Annotated in this window: 22 protein-coding genes and 1 pseudogene; 7 read left to right on the forward strand and 16 right to left on the reverse strand. The window is 70.7% G+C overall.

The window, feature by feature from the left end; translation table 11 throughout:
* Window positions 1-64: 64 nt before the first annotated feature.
* Genes ectB through thpD form a run of 3 tightly spaced genes read left to right on the forward strand, consistent with a single transcriptional unit; the run spans window position 65 to window position 2,750 of the window.
* Window positions 65-1,333 carry a diaminobutyrate--2-oxoglutarate transaminase gene (gene ectB, locus ACY34J_RS13865; protein ID WP_462726750.1) on the forward strand — a complete coding sequence of 423 codons (1,269 nt, stop codon included), beginning with the start codon at window positions 65-67 and terminating at the stop codon, window positions 1,331-1,333.
* Window positions 1,334-1,390: 57 nt separating this feature from the next.
* The gene (locus tag ACY34J_RS13870; RefSeq protein ID WP_462726751.1) at window positions 1,391-1,795 is read left to right on the forward strand and encodes an ectoine synthase; all 405 of its coding nucleotides are present in this window, start codon (window positions 1,391-1,393) and stop codon (window positions 1,793-1,795) included.
* 55 nt (window positions 1,796-1,850) lie between these two features.
* Window positions 1,851-2,750 (forward strand): ectoine hydroxylase, encoded by a 900-nt coding sequence (gene thpD, locus ACY34J_RS13875; protein ID WP_462726752.1) that lies wholly within the window; start codon window positions 1,851-1,853, stop codon window positions 2,748-2,750.
* Window positions 2,751-2,812: 62 nt separating this feature from the next.
* Here thpD and ACY34J_RS13880 read toward each other — a convergent pair whose 3' ends face one another.
* The 3 genes from ACY34J_RS13880 to ACY34J_RS13890 all read right to left on the reverse strand — a co-directional run bounded on the left by ACY34J_RS13880 (window position 2,813) and on the right by ACY34J_RS13890 (window position 7,266).
* A complete protein-coding gene (locus tag ACY34J_RS13880; protein WP_462726753.1) occupies window positions 2,813-3,892 on the reverse strand; it encodes an aminotransferase class V-fold PLP-dependent enzyme in 1,080 nt (359 codons plus the stop codon).
* A 399-nt stretch (window positions 3,893-4,291) separates the two neighbouring features.
* Window positions 4,292-5,818: an aldehyde dehydrogenase (NADP(+)) gene (locus tag ACY34J_RS13885; protein WP_462726754.1), complete on the reverse strand. Its 1,527-nt coding sequence runs from the start codon at window positions 5,816-5,818 to the stop codon at window positions 4,292-4,294.
* Window positions 5,819-6,039: 221 nt separating this feature from the next.
* The gene (locus ACY34J_RS13890; RefSeq protein ID WP_462726755.1) at window positions 6,040-7,266 is read right to left on the reverse strand and encodes a serine hydrolase domain-containing protein; all 1,227 of its coding nucleotides are present in this window, start codon (window positions 7,264-7,266) and stop codon (window positions 6,040-6,042) included.
* A 209-nt stretch (window positions 7,267-7,475) separates the two neighbouring features.
* On the opposite strand from ACY34J_RS13890, the gene ACY34J_RS13895 reads away from it, so the two are divergent.
* Window positions 7,476-7,970 carry an NUDIX domain-containing protein gene (locus tag ACY34J_RS13895; RefSeq protein WP_462726756.1) on the forward strand — a complete coding sequence of 165 codons (495 nt, stop codon included), beginning with the start codon at window positions 7,476-7,478 and terminating at the stop codon, window positions 7,968-7,970.
* Window positions 7,971-8,016: 46 nt separating this feature from the next.
* The gene (locus tag ACY34J_RS13900) at window positions 8,017-9,249 is read left to right on the forward strand and encodes a TerD family protein (RefSeq protein WP_462726757.1); all 1,233 of its coding nucleotides are present in this window, start codon (window positions 8,017-8,019) and stop codon (window positions 9,247-9,249) included.
* A 280-nt stretch (window positions 9,250-9,529) separates the two neighbouring features.
* On the opposite strand, the gene ACY34J_RS13905 is transcribed toward ACY34J_RS13900, so the two are convergent.
* Complete coding sequence (locus tag ACY34J_RS13905) at window positions 9,530-10,168, reverse strand: HAD family hydrolase (protein ID WP_462726758.1); 639 nt, start codon at window positions 10,166-10,168, stop codon at window positions 9,530-9,532.
* A gap of 85 nt (window positions 10,169-10,253) precedes the next feature.
* Here ACY34J_RS13905 and ACY34J_RS13910 point away from each other — a divergent pair.
* Window positions 10,254-10,502 (forward strand): annotated as a pseudogene (locus tag ACY34J_RS13910) (SAM-dependent methyltransferase); the annotation flags it as partial.
* 178 nt (window positions 10,503-10,680) lie between these two features.
* Here ACY34J_RS13910 and ACY34J_RS13915 read toward each other — a convergent pair.
* Both ACY34J_RS13915 and ACY34J_RS13920 read right to left on the reverse strand, forming a co-directional pair.
* Window positions 10,681-12,126, reverse strand: a complete 1,446-nt coding sequence (locus ACY34J_RS13915) for an alkaline phosphatase PhoX (RefSeq protein ID WP_462726759.1) — start codon at window positions 12,124-12,126, stop codon at window positions 10,681-10,683.
* 154 nt (window positions 12,127-12,280) lie between these two features.
* Window positions 12,281-13,783, reverse strand: a complete 1,503-nt coding sequence (locus tag ACY34J_RS13920) for a hypothetical protein (protein WP_462726760.1) — start codon at window positions 13,781-13,783, stop codon at window positions 12,281-12,283.
* A gap of 195 nt (window positions 13,784-13,978) precedes the next feature.
* Between ACY34J_RS13920 and ACY34J_RS13925 the strand changes: the two genes are divergently transcribed.
* Complete coding sequence (locus tag ACY34J_RS13925) at window positions 13,979-15,835, forward strand: endonuclease/exonuclease/phosphatase family protein (RefSeq protein WP_462726761.1); 1,857 nt, start codon at window positions 13,979-13,981, stop codon at window positions 15,833-15,835.
* Between the two features lie 219 nt (window positions 15,836-16,054).
* Here ACY34J_RS13925 and dapD read toward each other — a convergent pair whose 3' ends face one another.
* From dapD to sufD, 10 genes are all read right to left on the reverse strand, one after another.
* The gene (dapD, locus tag ACY34J_RS13930) at window positions 16,055-17,044 is read right to left on the reverse strand and encodes a 2,3,4,5-tetrahydropyridine-2,6-dicarboxylate N-succinyltransferase (protein WP_462726762.1); all 990 of its coding nucleotides are present in this window, start codon (window positions 17,042-17,044) and stop codon (window positions 16,055-16,057) included.
* A 102-nt stretch (window positions 17,045-17,146) separates the two neighbouring features.
* Entirely contained in the window at window positions 17,147-17,683 is a 537-nt protein-coding gene (locus ACY34J_RS13935) for a TetR/AcrR family transcriptional regulator (protein ID WP_462726763.1), read from the reverse strand.
* Window positions 17,683-18,003 carry a DMT family transporter gene (locus ACY34J_RS13940; RefSeq protein WP_462726764.1) on the reverse strand — a complete coding sequence of 107 codons (321 nt, stop codon included), beginning with the start codon at window positions 18,001-18,003 and terminating at the stop codon, window positions 17,683-17,685. Before ACY34J_RS13940 ends, ACY34J_RS13935 begins: the two co-directional genes overlap by 1 nt.
* 50 nt (window positions 18,004-18,053) lie before the next feature.
* Window positions 18,054-18,419, reverse strand: coding sequence for a VOC family protein (locus tag ACY34J_RS13945; protein WP_462726765.1), 366 nt, complete (start codon window positions 18,417-18,419; stop codon window positions 18,054-18,056).
* Window positions 18,420-18,540: 121 nt separating this feature from the next.
* A complete protein-coding gene (locus ACY34J_RS13950) occupies window positions 18,541-18,873 on the reverse strand; it encodes a metal-sulfur cluster assembly factor (protein WP_462726766.1) in 333 nt (110 codons plus the stop codon).
* Window positions 18,870-19,328: a Fe-S cluster assembly sulfur transfer protein SufU gene (gene sufU / locus ACY34J_RS13955; RefSeq protein WP_462726767.1), complete on the reverse strand. Its 459-nt coding sequence runs from the start codon at window positions 19,326-19,328 to the stop codon at window positions 18,870-18,872. Before sufU ends, ACY34J_RS13950 begins: the two co-directional genes overlap by 4 nt.
* A 50-nt stretch (window positions 19,329-19,378) precedes the next feature.
* Entirely contained in the window at window positions 19,379-20,635 is a 1,257-nt protein-coding gene (locus ACY34J_RS13960; RefSeq protein WP_462726768.1) for a cysteine desulfurase, read from the reverse strand.
* Window positions 20,632-21,396 (reverse strand): Fe-S cluster assembly ATPase SufC, encoded by a 765-nt coding sequence (gene sufC / locus ACY34J_RS13965; protein WP_462726769.1) that lies wholly within the window; start codon window positions 21,394-21,396, stop codon window positions 20,632-20,634. Before sufC ends, ACY34J_RS13960 begins: the two co-directional genes overlap by 4 nt.
* Before the next feature lie 7 nt (window positions 21,397-21,403).
* Window positions 21,404-21,733, reverse strand: a complete 330-nt coding sequence (locus tag ACY34J_RS13970) for a non-heme iron oxygenase ferredoxin subunit (protein WP_462726770.1) — start codon at window positions 21,731-21,733, stop codon at window positions 21,404-21,406.
* On the reverse strand, window positions 21,730-22,899 hold the full coding sequence (gene sufD, locus ACY34J_RS13975) for a Fe-S cluster assembly protein SufD (protein WP_462726771.1): 1,170 nt from the start codon (window positions 22,897-22,899) through the stop codon (window positions 21,730-21,732). Before sufD ends, ACY34J_RS13970 begins: the two co-directional genes overlap by 4 nt.
* Between the last annotated feature and the right edge of the window lie 115 nt (window positions 22,900-23,014).

Raw genomic sequence — 23,014 nt, forward strand, 5'->3', positions numbered from 1 at the left:
CTCGCCGACCCCCAGCAACCCCCTGACTTCCTCTCCCCCGCCACTCATCTCCCAGGAGCATGCTGTGACCATCACCCCGCCCGACCTGAGCGTCTTCGAGACCCTGGAGTCGGAGGTGCGCAGCTACTGCCGCGGCTGGCCCGCCGTCTTCGACTGTGCGCAGGGTAGCTACATGTACGACGAGGACGGCCACACCTACCTCGACTTCTTCGCCGGCGCCGGGTCCCTGAACTACGGCCACAACAACCCGGTGCTCAAACGCGCCCTGATCGACTACCTCGAGCGCGACGGCGTCACCCACGGCCTGGACATGAGCACCACCGCCAAGCGCGCCTTCCTGGAGAGCTTCCAGAACATCGTGCTGCGGCCGCGCGACCTGCCGTACAAGGTGATGTTCCCGGGCCCGACCGGCACCAACGCCGTCGAGGCCGCCCTCAAACTGGCCCGTAAGGTCAAGGGCCGCGAGTCGATCGTCTCCTTCACCAACGCCTTCCACGGCATGTCGCTGGGCTCGCTCGCCGTCACCGGCAACGCCTTCAAGCGGGCCGGCGCGGGCATCCCGCTGGTGCACGGCACCCCGATGCCGTTCGACAACTACCTCGACGGCCGGGTTCCCGACTTCCTGTGGTTCGAGCGGCTGCTGGAGGACCAGGGTTCCGGCCTCAACCAGCCCGCCGCCGTCATCGTTGAGACGGTGCAGGGCGAGGGCGGCATCAACGTGGCCCGCCCGGAGTGGCTGCGCGGCCTGGCGGACCTGTGCAAGCGCCGCGACATGCTGCTGATCGTCGACGACATCCAGATGGGCTGCGGCCGCACCGGCGCATTCTTCTCCTTCGAGGAGGCCGGCATCGTCCCGGACATCGTCACGGTGTCGAAGTCCATCAGCGGCTACGGCCTGCCCATGTCGCTCACGCTCTTCAAGCCCGAGCTCGACGTCTGGGAGCCGGGCGAGCACAATGGCACCTTCCGCGGCAACAACCCGGCCTTCGTCACCGCAGCCGCGGCGCTGAACACCTACTGGGCCGACGGCCAGATGGAGAAGCAGACCATCGCCCGCGGTGAGCAGGTCGAGCAGGCGCTGCGCGCGATCAAGGACGAGCACCCGCGGCTCGGCGCCGACATCCGTGGCCGCGGCCTGGTCTGGGGCATGGAGCTCGCCGACAAGTCCCGCGCCTCTCAGGTGGCACGCCGCGCCTTCGAGCTGGGGCTGCTGATCGAGACCTCGGGGCCGGAGGGCGAGGTGGTCAAGCTGCTGCCCGCGCTGACCATCAGCCCGGAGGAGCTGGACGAGGGTCTGCGTATCCTCGCCCGGGCGGTGCGCGAGACAGCCTGAGCGGGCCCACCGCCAGGCAGCACCGCCGACCGTAGAGAAGAAAGGCAACCAATCACCGTGATCGTCCGATCCTTCAAGGACATCGAGGGCACCGACCGGCATGTGAAGTCCAAGTCCGGTACCTGGGAGAGCAAGCGCATCGTCCTCGCCAAGGAGCGCGTGGGCTTCTCGCTCCACGAGACCATCCTGTACGCGGGCACCGAGACGTCGATGTGGTATGCCAACCACATCGAGGCCGTCGTCTGCATCGAGGGCGAGGCGGAGCTCACCAACGACGAGACCGGCGAGAAACACATCATCACGCCGGGTGTGATGTACCTCCTGGACGGGCACGAGAGGCACACGATGCGGATCAAGCAGGACTTCCGCTGCCTGTGCGTCTTCAACCCGCCGGTCACCGGCCGTGAGGACCACGACGAGAACGGCGTCTATCCGCTGCTCACGGAGCCCGCGGAGAGCTGATCTTCCCTTCGGGGAACCCGCATCAGGGCCGTACGAGAGGAGAAGGAGCACCACCATGACCACCGCACCCGAGCGAACGACCGACCTGTATCCGACGCGCGGCGCCACCGAGGTGATCACTCCGCGGCGGGACCCGGTCGTGTGGTCGGAGCCGGGGACGCCGGGCCCCATCCAGCCGTCCGAGCTGCACGACTACGACCGCGACGGCTTCCTGACGGTCGACCAGCTGATCACTCCCGAGGAGGTGGTGACCTACCGCGCCGAACTCAACCGGCTGATCACCGACCCGAAGATCCGGGCCGACGAGCGCTCGATCGTGGAGCCGAAGTCGAACGACGTGCGGTCGGTCTTCGAGGTGCACAAGATCAGCGAGGTGTTCGCGAACCTGGTCCGAGACCCGCGGGTGGTGGGCCGCGCCCGGCAGATCCTCGGCGGTGACGTGTATGTGCACCAGAGCCGGATCAACGTCAAGCCGGGCTTCGGTGCCTCGGGGTTCTACTGGCACTCCGACTTCGAGACCTGGCACGCCGAGGACGGTCTGCCGAACATGCGGACGGTGTCCGTCTCGATCGCGCTGACCGAGAACTACGACACCAACGGCGGCTTGATGATCATGCCGGGCTCGCACCGGACGTTCCTCGGGTGCGCGGGGGCCACCCCGAAGGACAACTACAAGAAGTCGCTGCAGATGCAGGACGCGGGCACGCCGTCGAACGAGGCCCTGACCGACCTGGCGAGCCGCCACGGCATCCGGCTGTTCACCGGCCCGGCGGGTTCGGCGACCTGGTTCGACTGCAACGCCATGCACGGCTCGGGCGACAACATCACGCCCTACCCGCGCAGCAACGTCTTCATCGTCTTCAACAGCGTGGAGAACGCCGCGGTGGAGCCGTTCGCGGCCCCGGTCCGGCGACCGGAGTTCATCGGGGCGCGCGACTTCACCCCCGTACGGTGAGGTCGTAGTCCTGGGGTACGAGCGCCCCTGCGGCTCAGACGAGTCGCAGGGGCGCTTGCCGTTCAGGCGCGCGCGGGAAACGCGGACAGCACCTCAAGCAGCCGGTCCACGTCGGCGGCCGTGTTGTAGAGGTGAAAGGAAGCGCGAAGGTTGCCGGCCCGGGCGGAGACATGGACGCCGGCCTCGGCGAGGCGGCCGGCGGCATGGCCGAGTCCTGGCACCGAGACGATCGGGGAGCCCGGCGCGGGCACCGGCTCGTACGCCATCTCCTGCGCCGGACCGGCCAATTCCGCCAGACCGGCGCGGAAGCGCTCGGCGAGCGCCGTGTCGTGGGCACGGATCGTCTCCGGGCCCAGCTCTTCGACCAGCGCGAGGGAGTGCTGAGCCGCGACGTACGACATGAGGCTGGGGCTCGCGTCGAAGCGACGGGCGGAGCGGGCGAGTTGCTCGACCGGGCCGTAGCAGCTGTCCGCCGGCTCCTCGCCTGCGACCCAGCCGGCGAAGACGGGGGTCAGCGCGTCGAGGTCCTCGGGTGCGACCAAGAAGGCGACACCGCGCGGACACATCAGCCATTTGAAACCGACGGCCACGGTGAAGTCGTCGCGGTCCGCGGTCAGCGGCAGCCAGCCGGCCGCCTGGGAGGCATCGACGAGCGTACGGGCGCCATGGGTACGGGCGGCGGAGCGGATCGCCTCCAGGTCGGCGATCCGGCCGTTCACGGACTGCGCGGCACTGACCGCCACCAGCGCCGTGCCGGGACGTACGGCGTCGGCGAGGCCGTCGAGCGGGACGCTGCGCACCTTGAGGTCACCGCGGACCACGAAGGGGTTGACCAGGGAGCTGAAGTCACCGTCGGCAACGAGGACTTCCGCGCCGGAGGGCAGCGCGGACGCGATCAGTCCGGCGTACACCGCGACGGACCCGCCGACCGCCACGCGCTCCACCGGCACCCCCGCGAGGCGGGCGAACGCGGCACGCGAAGCCTCCACGGCCTGGAAGTCCTCGACCGGCCGGCCGGCGTCCACCTCGTCCAGCGCGGCCCGCAGGGCGGCAACCGCGCGGGCGGGCATCAGCCCGCTGGACGAGGTGTTCAGGTACGTCGTCTGCGGCGCGAACTCGGCGCCTCCTGGGCTCGTCTCCATCAGACCTCCATCGCAGACCACCGGCTTGTGCCGGTGATGGCTACCGCTGTGCTGCAGTCTGATCCCGCGCCGCCTGGCACCGGTCAGGGCATGACGCCCCCGCCCCCGAAGCCCCCGGAGCCCCCCGGAGCCCCCCGAAGCCCCCGGAACTCCGGAGGGAGGAGTCACGCTCCCCTCACTATGGGCCGAGCCGGTCTCCCCGTCCATCGCATATCACTGAATGCGAATCAAAAGGAACACTTATACATGCCCGCTGACGTGCGGGTTCCGGCCGCCGGGCTACGGAACCTCGCACGCATCGTCGGAGCAGACGGCTGCGTCGCCGCCCCGGGCGGACACACCAGCCCTGCCCGCGCCGGCCATTCCCCCGGCCCGGGGCGAGCGTGCCGCTGGGTTCTCTCAGCCCTCGCGGCGGCCGTTGACGCGGCGCGGCAGGCCGAGCGGGTTGCCGTCGCGCAGTTCCGGCGGCAGCAGCGCGGCCGGGGTGTTCTGGAAGGCCACCGGCCGCAGCCAGCGCTCGATCGCGGTGCCGCCGACCGAGGTGGAGGTGGACGTCGTGGCCGGATACGGGCCTCCGTGGTGCTGGGCGGAGGCGACCGCGACCCCGGTCGGCCAGCCGTTGACCACCACCCGGCCCGCGAGCGGAACGAGTTCCGCCAGCAGCTTCGCGGCGCGGCCGTCGCTCTCGGCCTCCTCCTCGCCGATGTGGACAGTGGCGGAGAGGCTGCCGGGCAGCCGTCCGAGCACGGCGGAGACCTCGGCCTCGTCCTGGTACCGCGCCACGACCGTGACGGGCCCGAAGCACTCCTCCAGCAGCGGCTCGTACTCCTCGTCGGCGGCGAGCCGCGCCGCCGGGACGGTGAGGAAGCCGGCGCTGACCGCGTTCTCGCCGCTCTCCCCGGGCGTCACCGGGCTCTCCACCTCGGGCAGCGCGGTCCTGGCCCGTATGCCCTCGACGAACGCCTCGCGCATCCGGGAGTCCAGCAGGACGCCTTCGGGGGTGTCGCTGACAGCGTCGGTGAGGGTCTTCACCACGCGATCGCCCGCCGCGCCCACCGGCGCCAGCACCAGTCCGGGCTTGACGCAGAACTGGCCGACGCCGAGCGTCATCGAACCGGCGAGGCCATTCCCGATCTGTTCGGCGCGCTCGCTCGCCGCGGCCTCGGTGATCACAACCGGGTTGAGGCTGCCCAGCTCGCCATGGAAGGGGATGGGTACGGGCCGGGCGGCGGCCGCGTCGAAGAGCGCGCGGCCGCCTCGTACGGAACCGGTGAATCCGGCCGCCGCGACCAGCGGGTGCCTGACCAGCTCGATGCCCGCGTCAAAGCCGTGCACCAGGCCGACGAGTTCCGCAGGAAGGCCGTGGAGCGTAGCGGCCCGGCGCAGCAGGGCCGCGCACAGTTCTGAGGTGGCGGGATGGTCCGGGTGCGCCTTGACCACGACGGGGCAGCCCGCGGCGAGCGCGCTGGCGGTGTCGCCGCCGGGAACGGAGAAGGCGAGCGGGAAGTTGCTGGCCGCGTAGACGGCGACGACACCGAGCGGCACCTTGTAGCGGCGCAGGTCGGGGCGGGGCGGGGAGAGGGTGGCGTCGGGTTCGTCGATGCGGATGTCGAGGAAGTCGCCCTCGTCGACGATGTCGGCGAACGCCCGCAGTTGGTAGCTGGTGCGGGTCAGTTCGCCGGTGAGCCGGCCGGGCCCCAGCGCGGTCTCGGCGTCGGCGGCCTCGACGACGTGCTCGCCCGCTCCGTCCAGCAGATCGGCGGCGGTGCGCAGGAACGCGGCCCGTACGGCACGGTCGGCCAGCGGCCCGCGCGCGGCGTGCGCGGCGTGCACCACCCGGTCGACTTCCTCGGCCGTGGCCTCGACCGCAACCTGCTCCCGTTGCCTCCCCGTTCGGGGGTCCACGCTCCAGACTGGTGCTGCCACCGCGGGTTCCTCCTGCGTGCCGCAGTCGGGGCGCCGTTCGACAGGCAGAACGCTGTCCCCGATGGTGAACTCTTCCGGGACTCTATGGGCGGCCACATAAGGGGTCAACCGTTCACCTCGGCCCCCGCTACGGGCCAGACGCCGTCCATCTCGCGGCCCGGCCGCCCCAATCGACGGCGATGGAAGGCCGCGCTGCGGCAGCGGTACGAGTGCCGGCTCCGTCACACGACCGGCGTCGGGCCGCCCCGGCCGGTCGCGCAACGGCGGACGGCCTCGGCGAGCCGGTGCCCGTCCGGTCCGACGCCTTCGGGGCACGGGAAGCGGCGCCGTACATAGCCGAAGGTCAGTCCGGCCCGCAGGTCGGCGAAGCCCATGGAACCGCCCGCGCCGTCGTGGCCGAAGGTCCCCGCCCCCAGGAACGGCAGGTCGTCGCCGGTCACCGTGAAGCCCAGCGCGAAGCTCTTGTGCTTGCGCAGCACGATGTCGTAGCCGGTGGAGTGGGGCTGGGCGAACTCGGCCGCTGTCCGGGGCGTCAGCAGCGGCGGCTTGCCGTCGAGTGTGCTGATGGCCGCGGCGTACATCCGGGCCAGACCACGGGCGGTGGCCACGCCGCCGACCGACGCGGGGCCGCCCGCCCGTACGACACGAAGGTTGGGGAGTCCCTGCAACAGGGGCGCCTCGGGGTGCTGCTCGTTGAACGCGATGCCCCTGAGGCTGTCGGGCGCGTGCCAGGTCTCGGCCGGCTCCCGCTCCTGCTCGGGCGTCGGCTCCATCGGCAGGACATCGAGCACCCGGGGCTCGTACTCCTCCGGCAGCCCCATGAACAGGTCGACGCCGCGGGCATCCCGGATCTGCTGGCCGTAGAACTGTTGCATCGTCATCCCGGTGGTGCGTCTGACCAGTTCGCCGGTGAGGGCACCGATGACCAGCGCGTGGTAGCCGAAGTGGGTGCCCGGCCGCCAGTAGGGCCGCTGTCCGGCCAGCCGCTCGGCGACCAGCCGGTCGTCGGCGAGCTCCGCCGGGGAGAACCCGGCGACGGTGTTGACGACGCCGGCCTGGTGGCTCAGCAGCTCGCGCAGGGTGATGCCGTCCTTGCCTTCGGCGGCGAACTCCGGCCAGTAGTGGCGTACTTCCTTGTCCAGGGAGAGCGTGCCGTCCTGGACGAGGAGGGCGACGACCAGGTGGGCGGCGCCCTTGGTGGACGAGAACACGCCGATGAGGGAGTCCTCGGCCATGCCGGGCCCGCCCCACAGGTCCACGACCGGCCGGCCGTCGACGTAGGCCGCGACCTGAGCGGCGTGGCCGGGCTCCTCGGCGAGTACTGCCGCGAAGACCTCACGTACGTGGTCGAAGCCCTCCGCGACGGTGCCGTGGATGGCGTCCGGGCCGGGAGCCGCCTGCGCTGTAGTGGCGGTGGTGCCGGTGATGCCTGGTGCGTCGAGGCTCATGCACATCCCCCTCGTCTGGTCAGCAAGCCCCTGGTGGGCTACGCAGTTGCCGTCACCCCACTACGGGAAGCTGCCCTGGTACGGCGTCGCGCTCACTCGCCAGGGCGGACGGCCTGCGCCGGCCTCGGTCACCGCCATCCGGGTGCGGGACCCTCCGCACCTACCCGCCGGTATGGCAGCCCCGAGCCTGCTGCCCGTAGAGTCCGGGCATGACGGAGTCCTCGGCCGAGCCACTGGTCCCCGGCCCGCCCGGGATCGACCTGCTCGCCTTCCACCCGGTGCCGGAGGGAGAGCCGCCGGACCGTACGGGGCCGCGCTTCTCCCTGGTGGCGCTGTGGCACGGGGATCGGCTGCTCATGGTGCACGAGCGGTCGCGACGGTGCTGGGAGCTGCCCGGCGGGGGGATCGAGGCCGGGGAGAGCGCGCGGGAGGCCGCGGTCCGCGAGCTGCGCGAGGAGACGGGCCAGATCGTCGAGGACCTGCGGTTCGTGGGGTACGCGACGGTCGCCATCGGCCCGGAGCGCCGCGCGGTCTGCGGCGCCCTCTACACCGGCGAGGTCTTCTCCCCGCGCCCGTTCGCCCCGAGCGACGAGATCGACGGCATTCGCTGGTGGGACCGCACCGAGGCGCTGCCGGGACGCGTCCAGCCGGTGGATGTGCATCTGGCCTCGCTGGCCCGGTCGGGCGACAGCGGGCGCGGGTAATGGAACCGTAAAGCGGGGTTCGTTCGTTACCTCGGTCATGACAGCTATGACCCCTGGCTCGAACATCCCGCTCACCGTCCCGCGGGTGGTGGTGGATGTCACCGCCCCGGTGCGGCTCGACGTGTCGGGCCTGCTGCTCGCCGAGGGCGGCAAGGTGCGCTCCGACGACGACTTCGTGTTCTACAACCAGCCGACGGGACCGGGCGTGACGCACCGCTCCGGCGACGGCTCGGGCCCCGACTCGATCACCGTGGACACCGGCGCAGTGCCCGCGGACATCGACAAGGTCGTCGTGACCGCGAGCCTGGACGCCCCGGGCGCGACCTTCGCCGGCACCGAGCCGACCGCGACGCTGCGCGACGCCGACGGCGGCGGCGTGCTCGCCACCTTCACGCCGCCGCGGCTCAGCACCGAGACGGCGCTGGTGGTGATGGAGGTGTACCGCAGGGGCGGGGCGTGGAAGGTCCGTGCGGTGGGGCAGGGGTACGCGAATGGGCTGGCCGGGATCGCCACCGACTTCGGCGTAACGGTGGAGGAGCCCGCCACGGCCACGACCACGACCACGGCGCCCGCAGCTCCGCCGGCTCCCGCTCCGTCGGCTCCGGCTCAGCCGCCCCGTCCGGCCGCTCCCCCGCAGCCCGCGGCGCCGTCTGCCGCATCGGTCGCGCACGCCGCGCCCGGGGCTGGGTCCATGGGCGGGACCGGGAAGGTCAACCTCGACAAGGGCCGGGTCAGCCTGCAGAAGAACCAGACCGTCTCCCTGGTCAAGGGCGGCCGCCCGCTGCTCACCTCCGTGCGGATGGGCCTCGGTTGGGAGCCCGCCTACCGCAACAAGTCGATCGACCTCGACGCGTCCGTCATCGCTTACGGCCCGGACCGCAAAAAGATCGACGCCTGCTACTTCGGCAAACTCGCGATCCTCGGGGGCGTCATCCAGCACTCCGGCGACAACCTCACCGGCGAGGGCGGCGGCGACGACGAGGTCATCACCGTGCACCTGGGCGACCTGCCCCCGCAGGTCACCGGGCTGGTCTTCACGGTGAACTCCTTCTCGGGACAGAAGTTCACCGAGGTCGCCAAGGCGTACTGCCGGCTCCTCGACGGCGCCGGCCAGGAACTTGTCCGCTTCGACCTCACCAGCTCCGAGCCCCGCACCGGCGTGCTGATGGCGAAGCTCATCCGCCAGTACTCCGGCGAGTGGGAGATGACGGCTCTGGGCGAATACGTGGACTCCCGCACGGTCCGCGGAATGGTGAAACCCGCTGCCCAAGCCCTCTGAGCACAGCGGCCCCGGAGGGGCCGCTGGTGAGGGCCGACGGCGGGGGCGTGGCGTGCTGCCGCTGGCGGGCCCGATCTCAGGCCCGCGAGCGGTCGCCGCCCGCGGGCTGGTCGCAGCGGTGTGCGGCCATGCTTCGCGAAAGAGCCTTCGCAGGCGTAGAACATCCCGCCCGGGCCACTTCAGACCTCAACAGCCTGGATCAACTGCACCTTGTCCGCATGGCCTTGTGCCGTGCGCTCTCCGGCCCGTACGAGGCCACTCGACACCGGTCAGCCCCCGGCTACTGTGCGAGAAGCACGGGCAGTTCGGTGAGCGAGTCGATGTGCCAGTCCGCAGCTTCTGCTTCGCAGGTGCCGGCCCAGAGGCTGCCCCACGGTCCGCGGCGGATGTGGGCAGCGCGGAGGCCTGCCGCCTTGGCGGGGGCGATGTCGTTGGCGGGGTGGTCACCGACGTACACGACGTTGTTGGGCTCGGTGCCGGCGAGTTCGACGACGCGTGCGAAGAACTCCGGGCTCGGTTTCGCCACGCCCCACTCTCCTGACGTCGCGATCACGTCGGCTGGGAGGTTGAGGCTGCGCAGCAGTTCGGCCACCCGCGCGGTCTGGTTCCCGGCAACCACGACACGTACGCCCGCTTCCTGCAGCGCAGTAAGCGCGGGCCGCACGTCGGGATACAGGTCGCTCTCCTCGATCCGTTCGCCACGGCCGGCGGCTTCGCGCGCGTGGTGCTCGGCCGCGACGTCCACCCCGGGGCGGGCGAGGCGCAGGGCGTCGGCGTTGTCGCGTCCCTGGGCTACCACCGCGCCGACGAGCGCGGAAAGCGTATGCCGGGGGATGTCGAGCCAGTCGGCCCAGGACGCCCAGTAGCGGTCATCGCAGGTGAGAGTCTCGCCGACGTCGAATGCGACTGCCTCGATCATGCGGGCAGCCTACGGGGCAGCGGTGGAAAATCGCGCGCGTCGGCGAGGCCGCGAGCGGTACGGTCCCGGGATGCTCGACCTCAGCCCGACGCGGTGGGCGTTCGACATCTACGATGCCGCCACTCAGGCGAGGAGTTCGAACTACGTCACGATCGTCGACGGGCATGCCAAGCACCGGTCCATCCCGTTCCGGTACGTGTGGCCGGCAGAGCTGGATCTGATGGCGCGGCTCGCCGGGCTGCGGCTGCGCGACCGGTGGGAAGGGTGGTCACGGGCGCCGTTCACCAGCGAGAGCCGCCGGCACGTCTCAGTCTGGGAGAAGCCCGCCGACTGACCGCACCCGACCGCGCCCCGAGCGGACGGAAGCGGCCACCCCGCCGGTGTTGTCGCGGACAGGTGCAGCCCTTGAGCTGCACGGCGCGACAGGCCCCGGCCCGCCAAGTCGCTTGAGGCGACAGAGGCAGCCGGGGCCCGTTCCGTACGTGTTGAGCCGACGCTCGAAAGGTTTCGGCTCAGCCGGTCCGACGCTCCCAGGGGCCGGTGATCGCGAGCATGATGCCCGGCTCCTGGATGTTGGCGAACAGCGTCTTCCCGTCCGGCGAGAACACGACGCCGGTGAACTCGCTGTACTCCGGCGCGTCCGCCGTGCCGATGTTCAGCTCGTTGCGGGCTATCGGGTACGTACGCCCGTCCTCCGTGGCGCCGAAGAGGTGCTGGATGCCCTCGCCGTCCTCGGCGATGAGCAGCCCGCCGTACGGGGACACGGTGATGTTGTCCGGGCCGTCGAACGCGCCGTCCTGGCTCGGGTTCGGGTTGACGCCCAGCAGCACCTTCAGGGTCAGCGTCCGGCGGCCCGGGTTGTAGAACCACACCTGACCGTCGTGCTGAACCGGGCTCTCCGCGCGGGCGAAGGAGGAGACGATGTACGCGCCGCCGTCACCCCACCACATGCCCTCGAGCTTGCGGGCGCGGGTGACCTGGCCGTCGGTGAACTGCTTGCGCACCGGCACGGTCTTGGCGTCCCGGTCGGGCACGTCCACCCAGTCCACGCCGTAGACCGTGCCGACCTTGGTGGCACGGGAGAGGTCGTCGACGAAGTTGCCGCCGGAGTCAAAGCACTTCGGGGCCTGGAGCACGCCCGCGTCGTCGGCGAGCGTCGCCAGCCGGCCGCGGCCGTGGGTGAAGCGGGCCGGCGGAGTCCAGCGGTAGAACAGGCCGTTGGGGGTGGCGGCGTCCTCGGTGAGGTAGAGGTGGCCGCGCTTGGGATCGACGACGACGGCCTCGTGCGCGTACCGGCCGAGCGCCTTGATCGGCTTCGGGTCACGGTTGGCCCGCCGGTCGTACGGGTCGACCTCGAAGACGTAGCCGTGGTCCATGGTCATGCCGTTGACGCCGGCCTTGTCCTCGGTCTCCTCGCAGGTCAGCCAGGTGCCCCAGGGGGTGCGTCCGCCCGCGCAGTTGGTGGAGGTGCCGGCGATGCCGACCCACTCGGCGACGGGGCCGCCATGCGGGTGAACCTCGACGACGGTGCAGCCGCCCGAGGCCGCCGGGTCGTACACCAGGCCGTCGGTGAGCGGGACCGGGTGCGGCCACTTGGAGCGCGGGCCCTTGAGCTCGTGGTTGTTGACCAGCAGGGTCACGCCGCGCGGGCCCGGGAAGGTGGCCGTGCCGTCGTGGTTGGAGGGGGTCGACTCGCCGGACTGAAGCGTGGTCACGCCGGTGCGAGTGATGATCCGGTACGAGAAGCCCGCGGGCAGCGCGAGGATGCCGTCGGGGTCCGGGACCAGCGGCCCGTACCCGAGCTGGGCCCCGCCCTCGGCGGCCTCGCTGCCAGCGGCCTTGGCCTCGGCCCCGATGGCCCCGGGCGCGGTGGCCAGCACACCGACACTGCCGACGAGCGCGACGCCCGCGCCGGTGTAAGCGGAGCGCCTCGCGAAATCTCTGCGGGTGAGCGGCATCGTCATCTCCTGAAGCCGAAACCTGTCCTCTACTGTGCGGCACCTACGCTGCCGGGGCCCGCCGAACGGTGACTGAACGCGAAACGACATCGAGGAACCGATTGAGCGAGCCCGCCCCCCGCGTGGCCAACAAGAGTCTCGGCGCGACCGCGCACTACTCCCGCACCCATGAGCGGGCCTTGAAAGCGGCCTTGCGTGCATCCTTGGCGATCTTACGGTCCGGGTGCAGCCGGCCCATCGCCTCCAGGACGTCCGCCGTCGCGGGGTGGTCCACCCGCCAGACCGCGTCGAAGAAGCCACTGTGGCCACCCACCAGCCCCTGAACGAGGCCTTCCAGCTCCCCGGTGTCCCCCTCGGCGGCCAGCTGCGCCGCGATGGTGTCCACGGTCAGCCAGAACACCATCTCCTCCGGCGGCTCGGGCACCCCGTCCGCGCCGCGCTCCGCCAGCCAGACCCGGGCCAGCCCGCCCAGGTGCCGGTCGTCGAGCACCTCACGGACCGCGGCTTCGGCCTCGGGGCCGATCAGGGACAGGGCCTGCTGGCAGCTGAGCCGCCGCAGCGGGGCGCCTTCGTCGTCGCCGCGGCCGACGGCGAGCAGCTCGCGGGCAGCGTCCTCGGGCCGACGCCGGTGCAGCCACTGCTCGACCTCGGCCTGCGCGGCGGTTTCCGGGTAGCCGGGCAGCCGGTCCAGCAGGACGTCGGCCCCCTTGTCGGCCAGCTCACCGACGGCCGGGGCGTCGGTGCCGGCCTCCAGCATCCGGGCGCGGACCCCGTATACGCCCAGTGGGGTGAGCCGGACCATGCCGTAGCGGGAGACGTCATCATCGGCCGTGGGTGCTCCGCCCGGCCGGTCGCCCTGCTCATCCAGGTCCTCGATCAGCTTCTCGTCCACCGGCTGGTAGTCGGCCAGGCCGAGCGGGGCGAGCAGCCGGAACTGGGCGTCGAGGCGCATCATCGCCTCGGAGACCTCTTCGAGGACGTCGTCGGTCGGCTCGTCCATGTCGTCGGGCACGATCACGGAGGCGGCGAGGGCCGGCAGCGGTACGGCCCGCTGGTTCGGGCCGTTGTCCAGGACGGTCAGCAGGTAGAGGTTCTCCAGTACGCGGTCGAGGAAGTCGGCCTCCGCGGACGCGTTCCAGTCCAGGTCGCCGGCGACGTCCTCGCCGGTCTCGGCCACACGATCCGAGGGGTCACGGACGGTGGCCTCGGACAGCAGCGCTTCCAGCCCGCCCAGCCAGATGTCGAGGACCTCGTGCGGGCTGCCGGAGGTGACGAGCGCCGACTCCTCGCCGGGCGCCGCGACGCCCGACCTCGCATCCCGCGAGGTCTCAGCGCCGGAAGCCGCGCCCCCGGAAGCCCCACCTCCGCCGTCCGCCCCCGTCTCCTCGATCTCCACGAGCCCGGTGTCGACGGCGAGCCGCCAGGCGGCAGCAACCTGCTCCGCCCCATCCTCCGCGTCCTCGAGTCCGAGCTGCGCGGCCGCTTCCCGCAGTGCATCGTCCGGGAGTTCGCCGTCGGCTCCGACGCGGAGGCCCGGAACGGCCCATCGCGCGAGCCGTACGGCCCGCGCGAACAGTGGCGCGGACAGGGCGTCGCGGGCCAGCTCGGCCTTGGAGGGCAGCCGCACCGGCGGCATGGTCGGGCGGTCTCCGGACATCTGGGGGTACTCCTCCAGGCTGCTGGTCTGGGCGCTGCCAAGCCTAGACGGATTCCGCACGATGCCGCCCGGTTCATGGAGTCGCCGGGTGCCGTACGCCTGCCGTCCCTTGACAACTCCCTTGTCAGCACTGGACATTGACGCGCGTAGACGGTCGTTTCTACTTCAACCCCTCACTCTGTCCGGAGGCTTTTCATGCCTAATTCTCCGCTCCCGCGACCATCCACCGTGGGCGCGCTGGTCGCCGCCGCCCTCGCGGCCGGGCTGATCGCCGCGCCGCAGTCGGCGACCGCGGCCGAGGTCCGTATCCACGACATCCAGGGCAGCACCCGAATATCCCCGCTGGCGGGCGAGAGGGTGAGCGAGATTCCCGGAGTCGTCACCGCGATCCGCGCTTTCGGTTCGGCCCGCGGCTTCTGGGTGCAGGATCCCCAGCCCGACGACGACAGGGCTACGAGCGAGGGCATCTTCGTCTTCACCGGCTCCACGACCCCGGCCGTGAAGGCCGGCGACGCCGTCCTGGTCTCCGGCACGGTCGCCGAGTACTACCCCGGCGGCACCCAGGCGGGTCTGCAGTCGGTCACCGAACTCACCCAGCCCGCCTGGAAGGTGGTGTCCCCGGACAACCCGCTGCCCGACGCCTTCCGGCTCAACCCGTCGACCGTGCCGGACCGCTACGCCCCGGACGCGGACGCAGACGCAGACGCAGACGCAGACGCAGACGGCGGCAGCATCGAGCAGCTGCCGCTGCGCCCGCGCAGTTACGCCCTCGACCGGTACGAGTCCCTGGAGGGCATGCGCGTCCAGGTCACCGACGCCCGCGTGGTCGGGCCGACCAGCCCGCACAACGAGCTGTGGGTGACCGCCGATCCGCGCGAGCACCGCACCGCGCGCGGCGGGACCCTCTACGGCTCCTACCGCGACCAGAACGGCGGCCGGGTGAAGGTCTCCTCCCTGATCCCGTTCGCCGAGCGGCCCTTCCCCCGGGCGAACGTCGGCGACAGCCTCACCGGCACCACCGAAGGCCCCCTGGACTACGACCAGTTCGGCGGTTACGAGCTCCAGGCCACCACGCTGGGCGCGCTCCGCGACAACCAGCTGGAGCGTGAAACGACGCGCACGCAGGGCAAGGACGAGCTCGCCATCGCGACCTACAACGTGGAGAACCTCTCCCCGAAGGACCCGGCGTCGAAGTTCGCCCGCCTCTCCCAGGCGGTGATCACGAATCTCGCCTCGCCCGACATCATCGCCCTGGAGGAGGTCCAGGACGACAACGGCCCCACCAACGACACCGTCGTCTCGGCCGGCGCCACGCTGAAGAAGCTCACGGACGCGATCACGGCCGCCGGCGGCCCCTCGTACGCCTGGCGGCAGATCGACCCGGTCGACGACCAGGACGGCGGCCAGCCCGGCGGCAACATCCGGGTCGCCTTCCTCTACAACCCGGGGCGGGTCTCATTCACCGATGTCGCGGGCGGGGACGCCACGACCCCGGTACGCCCGGTGCGGGTCGACGGCCATGTCACGCTGTCCGCGAACCCGGGCCGTATCGACCCGGCCAACACGGCGTGGAACAACAGCCGCAAGCCGCTCGCCGCCGAGTTCTCCTTCGCCGGGAAGCCGGTCTTCGTCGTCGCCAATCACTTCAACAGCAAGGGCGGTGACCAGGGCCTCGACAGCCGCTTCCAGCCCCCGGCGCGCCCCTCCGAGACCCAGCGCGTGGCCCAGGCCACCGCGGTGAACAGCTGGGTGAAGTCCCTGCTGAAGCTCGATCCGCGCGCCAGGGTGGTCGTCGCGGGCGACCTCAACGACTTCGGCTTCTCCCCCGCGCTCGACGCCCTCACCGCCGACGGCGTCCTGACCGACCTGGTGGGCCGCCTGCCGCGGGCCCAGCAGTATGGCTACGTGTACAACGGCAACTCCCAGGTTCTCGACCACATCCTCACCAGTCGTGCCGTCCGCCACGCGGACTACGACATCGTCCACCTCAACGCGGAGTTCGCGGACCAGGCGAGCGACCACGACCCGCAGGTGCTGCGCATCCGCCCGTGACGTTCGTTCCGCCCGCCCGGTCGCACGCGCGGCCGGGCGGCCGGGCGGCCTTTGCAGTTTCCACGCTTTCGAGGCCATCGGCATCACCGGAACGGCCCAACGCCGCGACGCCCTCGGCCTCCCCGGCGGCCCGCCGACCGGGTGGCGGAGAACATGCGAACGGCCCGCGCGGCCCGGGAGAACTCCCCGGGCCGCGCGGGCCGTTCGCTGTGCGCGACCTCAGTCGTTGCTGTGCAGGATCTCGTTGAGGCCGCCCCAGGCCTGCTTGTACGGGCGGGCCTCGACCGCACCGGTCGTCGAGTTGCGGCGGAAGAGGATGTTGCTGGCGCCGGAGAGCTCGAGCGCCTTGACGACCTCGCCGTCCGGCAGGGTGACGCGGGTGCCCGCGGTCACGTACAGGCCTGCCTCGACCACGCACTCGTCGCCGAGCGCGATGCCGATACCGGACTCGGCGCCGAGCAGGCAGCGCTCGCCGATGGAGATGATCTGCTTGCCGCCGCCGGAGAGGGTGCCCATGGTGGAGGCGCCACCGCCGATGTCGGAGCCGTCACCGACGACGACGCCGGCGCTGATCCGGCCCTCGACCATGGAGGAGCCGAGCGTGCCGGCGTTGAAGTTGACGAAGCCCTCGTGCATGACCGTGGTGCCGGAGGCGAGGTGCGCACCGAGGCGGACCCGGTCGGCGTCACCGATGCGGACGCCGGACGGCACGACGTAGTCCGTCATCCGCGGGAACTTGTCGATGCTGGTCACATTGAGGTTCAGGCCCTCGGCACGGGCCGCGAGGCGGACCTTCTCGACCTGGTCGACCGGAACCGGTCCGAGGTTGGTCCAGGCGACGTTGGCGAGCAGCCCGAAAAGCCCGTCGAGGTTCTGGCCGTGCGGCTTGACCAGGCGGTGGCTGAGCAGGTGCAGCCGAAGGTAGGCGTCGTGCGCGTCGAGCGGCTTGTCCTCGAGCGAGGCGATGACCGTACGGACGGCCACGACCTCGACGCCGCGGCGCGGGTCCGGGCCAAGGGCCTTCGGAGCACTCTCGCCGAGCAGCTCGGCGGCGCGCTCGGCGGAAAGCCGCTCGGTCCCGGCGGGGCCCGGCTCGGCGACGAGCTCGGGGGCGGGGAACCAGGTGTCGAGGACGGTGCCGTCGGCGGCGAGGGTGGCGAGGCCGGCGGCGACGGCGCCGGTGGTGCGAGTAGCAGTCGTGTCGGTCATGTTCGAACGCTAACCGGCGGCGGGCCGCGGTGGCGAACCGGTCTCAGGGGTCAGACGCTCGACGATCACACATGCATACGGTGCGTGGTGACGGTGGGGTGCTCAGCCGATGACGCGGGCGAGCGCCGCGCGGACCGCGGCGCGGTCGAAGGGGCGGCCGGTGAGCAGCAGTTGCAGCAGCAGTCCGTCGATGATGGCGATCAGCGCCCGTGCGGTGGAGACGTCGCGCGTGTAGCGGCTCAGCAGCTCGACCATCGTGTCCAGCCACTCCGCGGCCACCGGCTGCAGCGCCTCCCGGCGCAGCGCCGCGAGGTACAGCTCGTACTCCAGCCGGATGCGGCTGCGGTCGCCCGTCATCATCTCTTCGAGCAGGCCGACGAGCCGGTCCGGCAGCGGTGCGTCGCGTTCGAGGTGGCGTCTCCAGATGTCGGTGGTCCGCGGTTCGGCGCAGACCTGGCGCAGGGCCGCGATCAGCAGGTCGTCGAGGGTCGCGAAGTGGTAGGTGGTGGAGCCGAGCGGGACGTGCGCCTCGGCGGCGACGGAGCGGTGGCTGAGGCCGCTGAGGCCGCGTTCTTCGACCACGCCGATGGCGGCGTCGATGATCCGCTGACGTCGTTCGGGGTCGTAGCGGCGGCCCATCAGTGGGCACCGCTGAGGTTCAGCACGGTGACCCCGGCGATCACCAGCGCGATGCCGATCAGCTTGGCCGCCGTGGCCGCCTCGCCCAGGAAGACCATGCCGATGGCGGCGATCGCGGCGGTGCCGGCCCCCGCCCAGATGGCGTACGCCGTGCCGACCGACATGGACTTCAGCGTCTGCGCGAGGGCCACGAAGGCGACCACATAACCGGCCACCGTGCCGACGGACGGCCAGAGCTTGCTGAAACCGTCGCTGTACTTCATCGCTGTCGTGCCCAGCACCTCGGCCACGATCGCGCAGGCCAGCGTCATCCACACCATGCGTACAAGCGTACACAGCGATGCGTACGCCCGTACACAAAAAACCTCGCTCAGGTGGTGAGCGAGGTCTTCGGCCTCAGTACGCAGAACTCGTTGCCCTCGGGATCGGCGAGGACCACCCAGGTCGCATCGTCCCGCTGCCCGACATCGGCCCGGCGCGCGCCGAGTGCCAGCAGCCGTTCGACCTCGGCCTCCTGGTCGTCCGGGCTGAGGTCCAGATGCAGCCGGTTCTTGACCGTCTTACGCTCCGGTACGGGCAGGAAGACGATGCCGGGCCAGACGTCCTCCCCCGCACCGATGACGACTTCCTCGGGGTCGTCGAAGAGCACGTTCCAGTCCAGCACCTCGCACCAGAAACGGGCGAGAGCCCGTACATCGTGGGCATCGACGGCGATCTGGTACAGCGAAACAGCCATACCCGTCAGTCTGCCCGGAATACGACACCGTCGCCCACCGGTGCGCCCATGAAGGGCGGTGGCGGGCGACGGTGCCGGAAAGGCCGTGCCGGTTCGTAATAAACAGCCGGCGCGAGGTCGGTCAGACGTTGAAGCCCAGCGCGCGCAGCTGCTCGCGGCCGTCGTCGGTGATCTTGTCCGGGCCCCACGGCGGCATCCAGACCCAGTTGATCCGCAGCTCGCTGACCAGGCCCTCGGTCGCGGACCTCGCCTGGTCCTCGATGACGTCAGTCAGCGGACAGGCCGCCGACGTCAGCGTCATGTCAACGGTGGCCACATTCGAGTCGTCGATGTGCAGACCGTAGACCAGGCCCAGATTCACGACGTCGATCCCGAGCTCAGGGTCGACAACGTCCATCAGGGCTTCCCTGACCTCCTCGACGGTGGCCGTCGTGGACTGTGCGTTCTCAGTCATGCCGTCTTCCTCGTGTCGCCCAGTGCCTGGGCCGTCGCGTCCTTCCAGGCCATCCAGCTCAGCAGAGCACACTTGACGCGCGCCGGGTACTTGGAGACACCGGCGAACGCCACCGCGTCCTCCAGCACCTCCTCCATCGCGTCGTCCGGCTCGATCTGGCCCTTGGACTGCATCAGATCCAGGAACATCTCCTGGATCTTCCGCGCCTCGGCCAGGTCCTTGCCGACCAGCAGCTCGTTGAGCACGGAAGCGCTGGCCTGGCTGATGGAACAGCCCTGGCTCTCGTACGACACGTCCTCGATCGTCGAGCCGGCCATCCGTACCCGGAGCGTGATCTCGTCTCCGCAGGTGGGGTTGACGTGGTGCACTTCAGCGTCGCCGTCGCGCAGCCCCCGGCCATGCGGGTGCTTGTAGTGGTCCAGGATCACGTCCTGGTACATCGAATCCAGCTTCACGAGTGAGTCCGCCTCAAGAGTCCGCCTCAGGTCCTAACCACCGCGTCCGGTTACCCGAAAAAGTTCCGGACGTGCTCCAGGCCTTCGATCAGGGCGTCGACCTCGGCCGGGGTGGTGTACAGATAGAACGACGCTCGCGTGGTCGCGGGAATTCCGTACCGCAGGCAGACCGGCCGGGCGCAGTGGTGGCCGACCCGGACCGCGATGCCGTGCTCGTCGAGCACCTGACCCACGTCGTGCGGGTGGATGTCACCGAGCACGAAGGAGATCGCCGCGCCGCGGTCCTCGGCCGTCGTCGGGCCGATGATCCGCAGGTCGGGCACCTCCTGGAGCCTGCGCACCGCGTACTCGGTGATCGCATGCTCATGGGCCTGGATGTTCTCCATGCCGATCGAGGTCAGGTAGTCCACGGCCGCGCCGAGACCCACGGCCTGCGCGATCGGGGGCGTGCCCGCCTCGAACTTGTGCGGCGCGGGCGCGTAGGTCGACGCGTGCATCGTGACGGTCTCGATCATCTCGCCACCGCCCAGGAACGGAGGCAGGTCCTCCAGGAGTTCCTGCCGTCCCCACAGCACGCCGATGCCGGTCGGGCCGCACATCTTGTGGCCGGTGAAGGCCACGAAGTCGGCCTGCAGCGCCTGGACGTCCACCACCATGTGCGGAGCGGCCTGCGAGGCGTCGATCAGCACCAGCGCGCCGACCTCCTGCGCCCGCCGCACGATCGCCTCGACCGGGTTGATCGTGCCCAGGATGTTGGAGACCAGCACAAACGAGACGATCTTCGTCTTCTCAGTGATGATCTGCTCGATGTTGGACAGATCGAGCCGGCCGTCGTCGGTGAGGCCGAACCACTTCAGCTTCGCGCCCGTGCGCTGCGCGAGCAGCTGCCACGGGACGATGTTGGAGTGGTGCTCCATCTCCGTGATGACGATCTCGGTGTCGCTGTCCACGCGGTAGGGCTCGTCGGCCCAGCCGAGCATGTTGGCGACCAGGTTGAGCGACTCGGAGGCGTTCTTGGTGAAGATCACCTCGTCGCGGCTCGGGGCGTTGATGAAGGCCGCGACCTTGTCGCGCGCACCCTCGTACAGCGCCGTGGCCTCCTCGGCGAGGACATGCACGCCCCGGTGCACATTGGCGTTGTGCTGCTCGTAGTACGTGCTCAGCGCGTCGAGCACCTGGCGCGGCTTCTGAGAGGTCGCCGCGTTGTCCAGGTACACGATCTTCTTTCCGTCGTGGACCAGCCGGTCCAGGACGGGAAAGTCCTTGCGGATCGCCTCTGTGTCGAGGAGGCCCGGCAGCTGTGTCACTCGGATGCGCCACCCTTCAGGTACGCGGCGTAGCCCTCTTCCTCCAGCTTGTCCGCCAGCTCCGGGCCGCCGGACTCGGCGATCCGGCCGTCGGCGAAGACGTGGACGTGGTCGGGCTTGATGTAGCGCAGAATGCGCGTGTAGTGGGTGATCAGCAAGGTGCCGACCTCCCCGGTCTCGCGGACCCGGTTCACGCCCTCGGAGACGATGCGCAGCGCGTCGACGTCCAGGCCGGAGTCGGTCTCGTCGAGGATCGCGATACTCGGCTTGAGCAGTTCGAGCTGCAGGATCTCGTGGCGCTTCTTCTCACCGCCGGAGAAGCCCTCGTTGACGTTGCGCTCGGCGAAGGAGGGGTCGATGTTGAGGCGCTCCATGGTCTCCTTGACCTCCTTCACCCATGTGCGCAGCTTGGGAGCCTCGCCGCGGATGGCGGTGGCGGAGGTGCGCAGGAAGTTGGACACGGAGACACCGGGGACCTCGACCGGGTACTGCATGGCGAGGAAGACGCCGGCCCGCGCGCGCTCATCGACGGACATCGCCAGGACGTCCTCGCCGTCGAGGGTGACGGTGCCCTTGGTGACCGTGTACTTCGGGTGGCCGGCGAGCGAGTACGCCAGGGTCGACTTGCCGGAGCCGTTGGGGCCCATGATCGCGTGCGTCTCGCCCTGCTTCACGGTCAGGTCGACACCGCGCAGGATCTCGCGGGGGCCGGACTCGGCCTCGACGGAGACGTGCAGGTCGTGGATCTCAAGCGTTGCCATGTGTGCCTCAGGACTCCTGGGTGACGGAGACGAGCACGTCGTCCCCTTCGATCTTTACGGGGTATACGGGGACAGGCCGCGTCGCGGGCAGGCCGGACGGCTTGCCGGTGCGCAGTTCAAAGCTGGAGCCGTGCAGCCAGCACTCGATCTGGCAGTCCTCGACCTCGCCCTCGGACAGCGAGACATTCGCGTGCGAACAGATGTCGTAAATCGCGAACACCTCGCCCTCGGTGCGGACAATGGAGATCGGCGTGCCGTCGAGCTCCACCCGCTTGGGGGTGTCCTCCTCCAGCTCGCTCAGTGCGCAGGCGCGTACGAAGGTGGCGTCGGCGGTCATGCGACGGACGCCTCCAGCTCGGCCTCGATCTTGGCGATCAGGCGCTCCTCGACATCCGGCAGGCCGATCTGCTGGATCAGCTCGGCGAAGAAGCCGCGCACGACCAGCCGGCGGGCCTCGTGCTCCGGGATGCCGCGGGCCATCAGGTAGAACAGCTGCTCGTCCTCGAAGCGGCCGGTGGCCGACGCGTGACCGGCGCCGACGATCTCACCGGTCTCGATCTCCAGGTTGGGGACCGAGTCGACGCGGGCGCCGTCGGTGAGCACCAGGTTGCGGTTCAGCTCGTAGGTGTCGGTGCCGGTGGCCACGGCGCGGATCAGCACGTCACCGATCCAGACCGCGTGCGCGTCCTGGCCCTGCAGCGCGCCCTTGTAGGCGACGTTGCTGCGGCAGTGCGGCGTGTCGTGGTCGATGAACAGCCGGTGCTCCTGGTGCTGCCCGTTGTCGGTGAAGTACAGGCCGTACAGCTCGGCCTCACCGCCCGGGCCGCCGTAGATGACGCGCGGGTGCAGGCGCACCAGGTCGCCGCCGAAGGTAACGACCACGGACTTGAAGGTGGCGTCCCGGCCGACGAGCGCGGTGTGCTGCGCCACGTGGACGGCGGTGTCGTCCCAGTCCTGGACCGAGACGACGGTCAGCTTGGCGCCGTCGCCGATGACGTACTCGACGTTAGCGGCGAGCGTCGCGTCACCGGTGTGGTCGACGACCACGACGGCCTCGGCGAAGGCACCGACCTCGACCAGCAGATGGCCGTAGGCCACCCCGCCCTCGCCGTGAACGGCGACCCGCACCGGCTCGCTGAGCACCGTGTCCTTGGCGATGGAGACGACCGACGCCTTCTCGAAGGAGCTGTACGCCTGGGCCGCGACACGGTCCGCCGGCTTGCCGGCCTTGCCGAGGCGGGGGTCGCCGCGGTCGACGGTCTCGACGGTGACGCCCTCGGGCGCGGTCACCTCGACCCGCAGGCCGCCGGTGGCCTCGGCGGTGCCGTCGTGGAGCCCACGGAGGCGCTCCAGCGGGGTGAACCGCCAATCCTCCTCGCGGCCGTGCGGCACGGGGAAGTCCGCCACGTTGTACGAGGCGGGCGCGCTGACGCGCGCATCGGTGGGCTGGCCCACCTGGATGGCACCGTCCGTGGTGCTTCCGGCCGGAATCGTCTCAGCCATGGCTGTCGTACTGCTCGCTTTCTCCATCATTGAGTTCGCTCGCCTCCGGGCGCTCGGGCCCTGCCCTGGGGGAGTGCCCCCCCTGCCGACGTTCCTCGACGGAGGTGCGCCCTTC

This window comes from Streptomyces sp. HSS9-12 (assembly GCF_054963655.1).

Coding starts and splice junctions, on each gene's coding strand:
- thpD (WP_462726752.1), top strand. CDS start 1,851: ATGACCACCGCACCCGAGCGAACGACCGACCTGTATCCGACGCGCGGC.
- ACY34J_RS13900 (WP_462726757.1), top strand. CDS start 8,017: ATGACCCCTGGCTCGAACATCCCGCTCACCGTCCCGCGGGTGGTGGTG.
- ACY34J_RS13890 (WP_462726755.1), bottom strand. CDS start 7,266: ATGAGCCTCGACGCACCAGGCATCACCGGCACCACCGCCACTACAGCG.
- ACY34J_RS13925 (WP_462726761.1), top strand. CDS start 13,979: ATGCCTAATTCTCCGCTCCCGCGACCATCCACCGTGGGCGCGCTGGTC.
- sufC (WP_462726769.1), bottom strand. CDS start 21,396: ATGGCAACGCTTGAGATCCACGACCTGCACGTCTCCGTCGAGGCCGAG.
- ACY34J_RS13940 (WP_462726764.1), bottom strand. CDS start 18,003: ATGGTGTGGATGACGCTGGCCTGCGCGATCGTGGCCGAGGTGCTGGGC.
- sufD (WP_462726771.1), bottom strand. CDS start 22,899: ATGGCTGAGACGATTCCGGCCGGAAGCACCACGGACGGTGCCATCCAG.
- ACY34J_RS13895 (WP_462726756.1), top strand. CDS start 7,476: ATGACGGAGTCCTCGGCCGAGCCACTGGTCCCCGGCCCGCCCGGGATC.
- ACY34J_RS13945 (WP_462726765.1), bottom strand. CDS start 18,419: ATGGCTGTTTCGCTGTACCAGATCGCCGTCGATGCCCACGATGTACGG.
- dapD (WP_462726762.1), bottom strand. CDS start 17,044: ATGACCGACACGACTGCTACTCGCACCACCGGCGCCGTCGCCGCCGGC.
- ACY34J_RS13935 (WP_462726763.1), bottom strand. CDS start 17,683: ATGGGCCGCCGCTACGACCCCGAACGACGTCAGCGGATCATCGACGCC.
- ACY34J_RS13970 (WP_462726770.1), bottom strand. CDS start 21,733: ATGACCGCCGACGCCACCTTCGTACGCGCCTGCGCACTGAGCGAGCTG.
- ACY34J_RS13880 (WP_462726753.1), bottom strand. CDS start 3,892: ATGGAGACGAGCCCAGGAGGCGCCGAGTTCGCGCCGCAGACGACGTAC.
- ACY34J_RS13915 (WP_462726759.1), bottom strand. CDS start 12,126: ATGCCGCTCACCCGCAGAGATTTCGCGAGGCGCTCCGCTTACACCGGC.
- ACY34J_RS13950 (WP_462726766.1), bottom strand. CDS start 18,873: ATGACTGAGAACGCACAGTCCACGACGGCCACCGTCGAGGAGGTCAGG.
- ACY34J_RS13920 (WP_462726760.1), bottom strand. CDS start 13,783: ATGTCCGGAGACCGCCCGACCATGCCGCCGGTGCGGCTGCCCTCCAAG.
- ACY34J_RS13905 (WP_462726758.1), bottom strand. CDS start 10,168: ATGATCGAGGCAGTCGCATTCGACGTCGGCGAGACTCTCACCTGCGAT.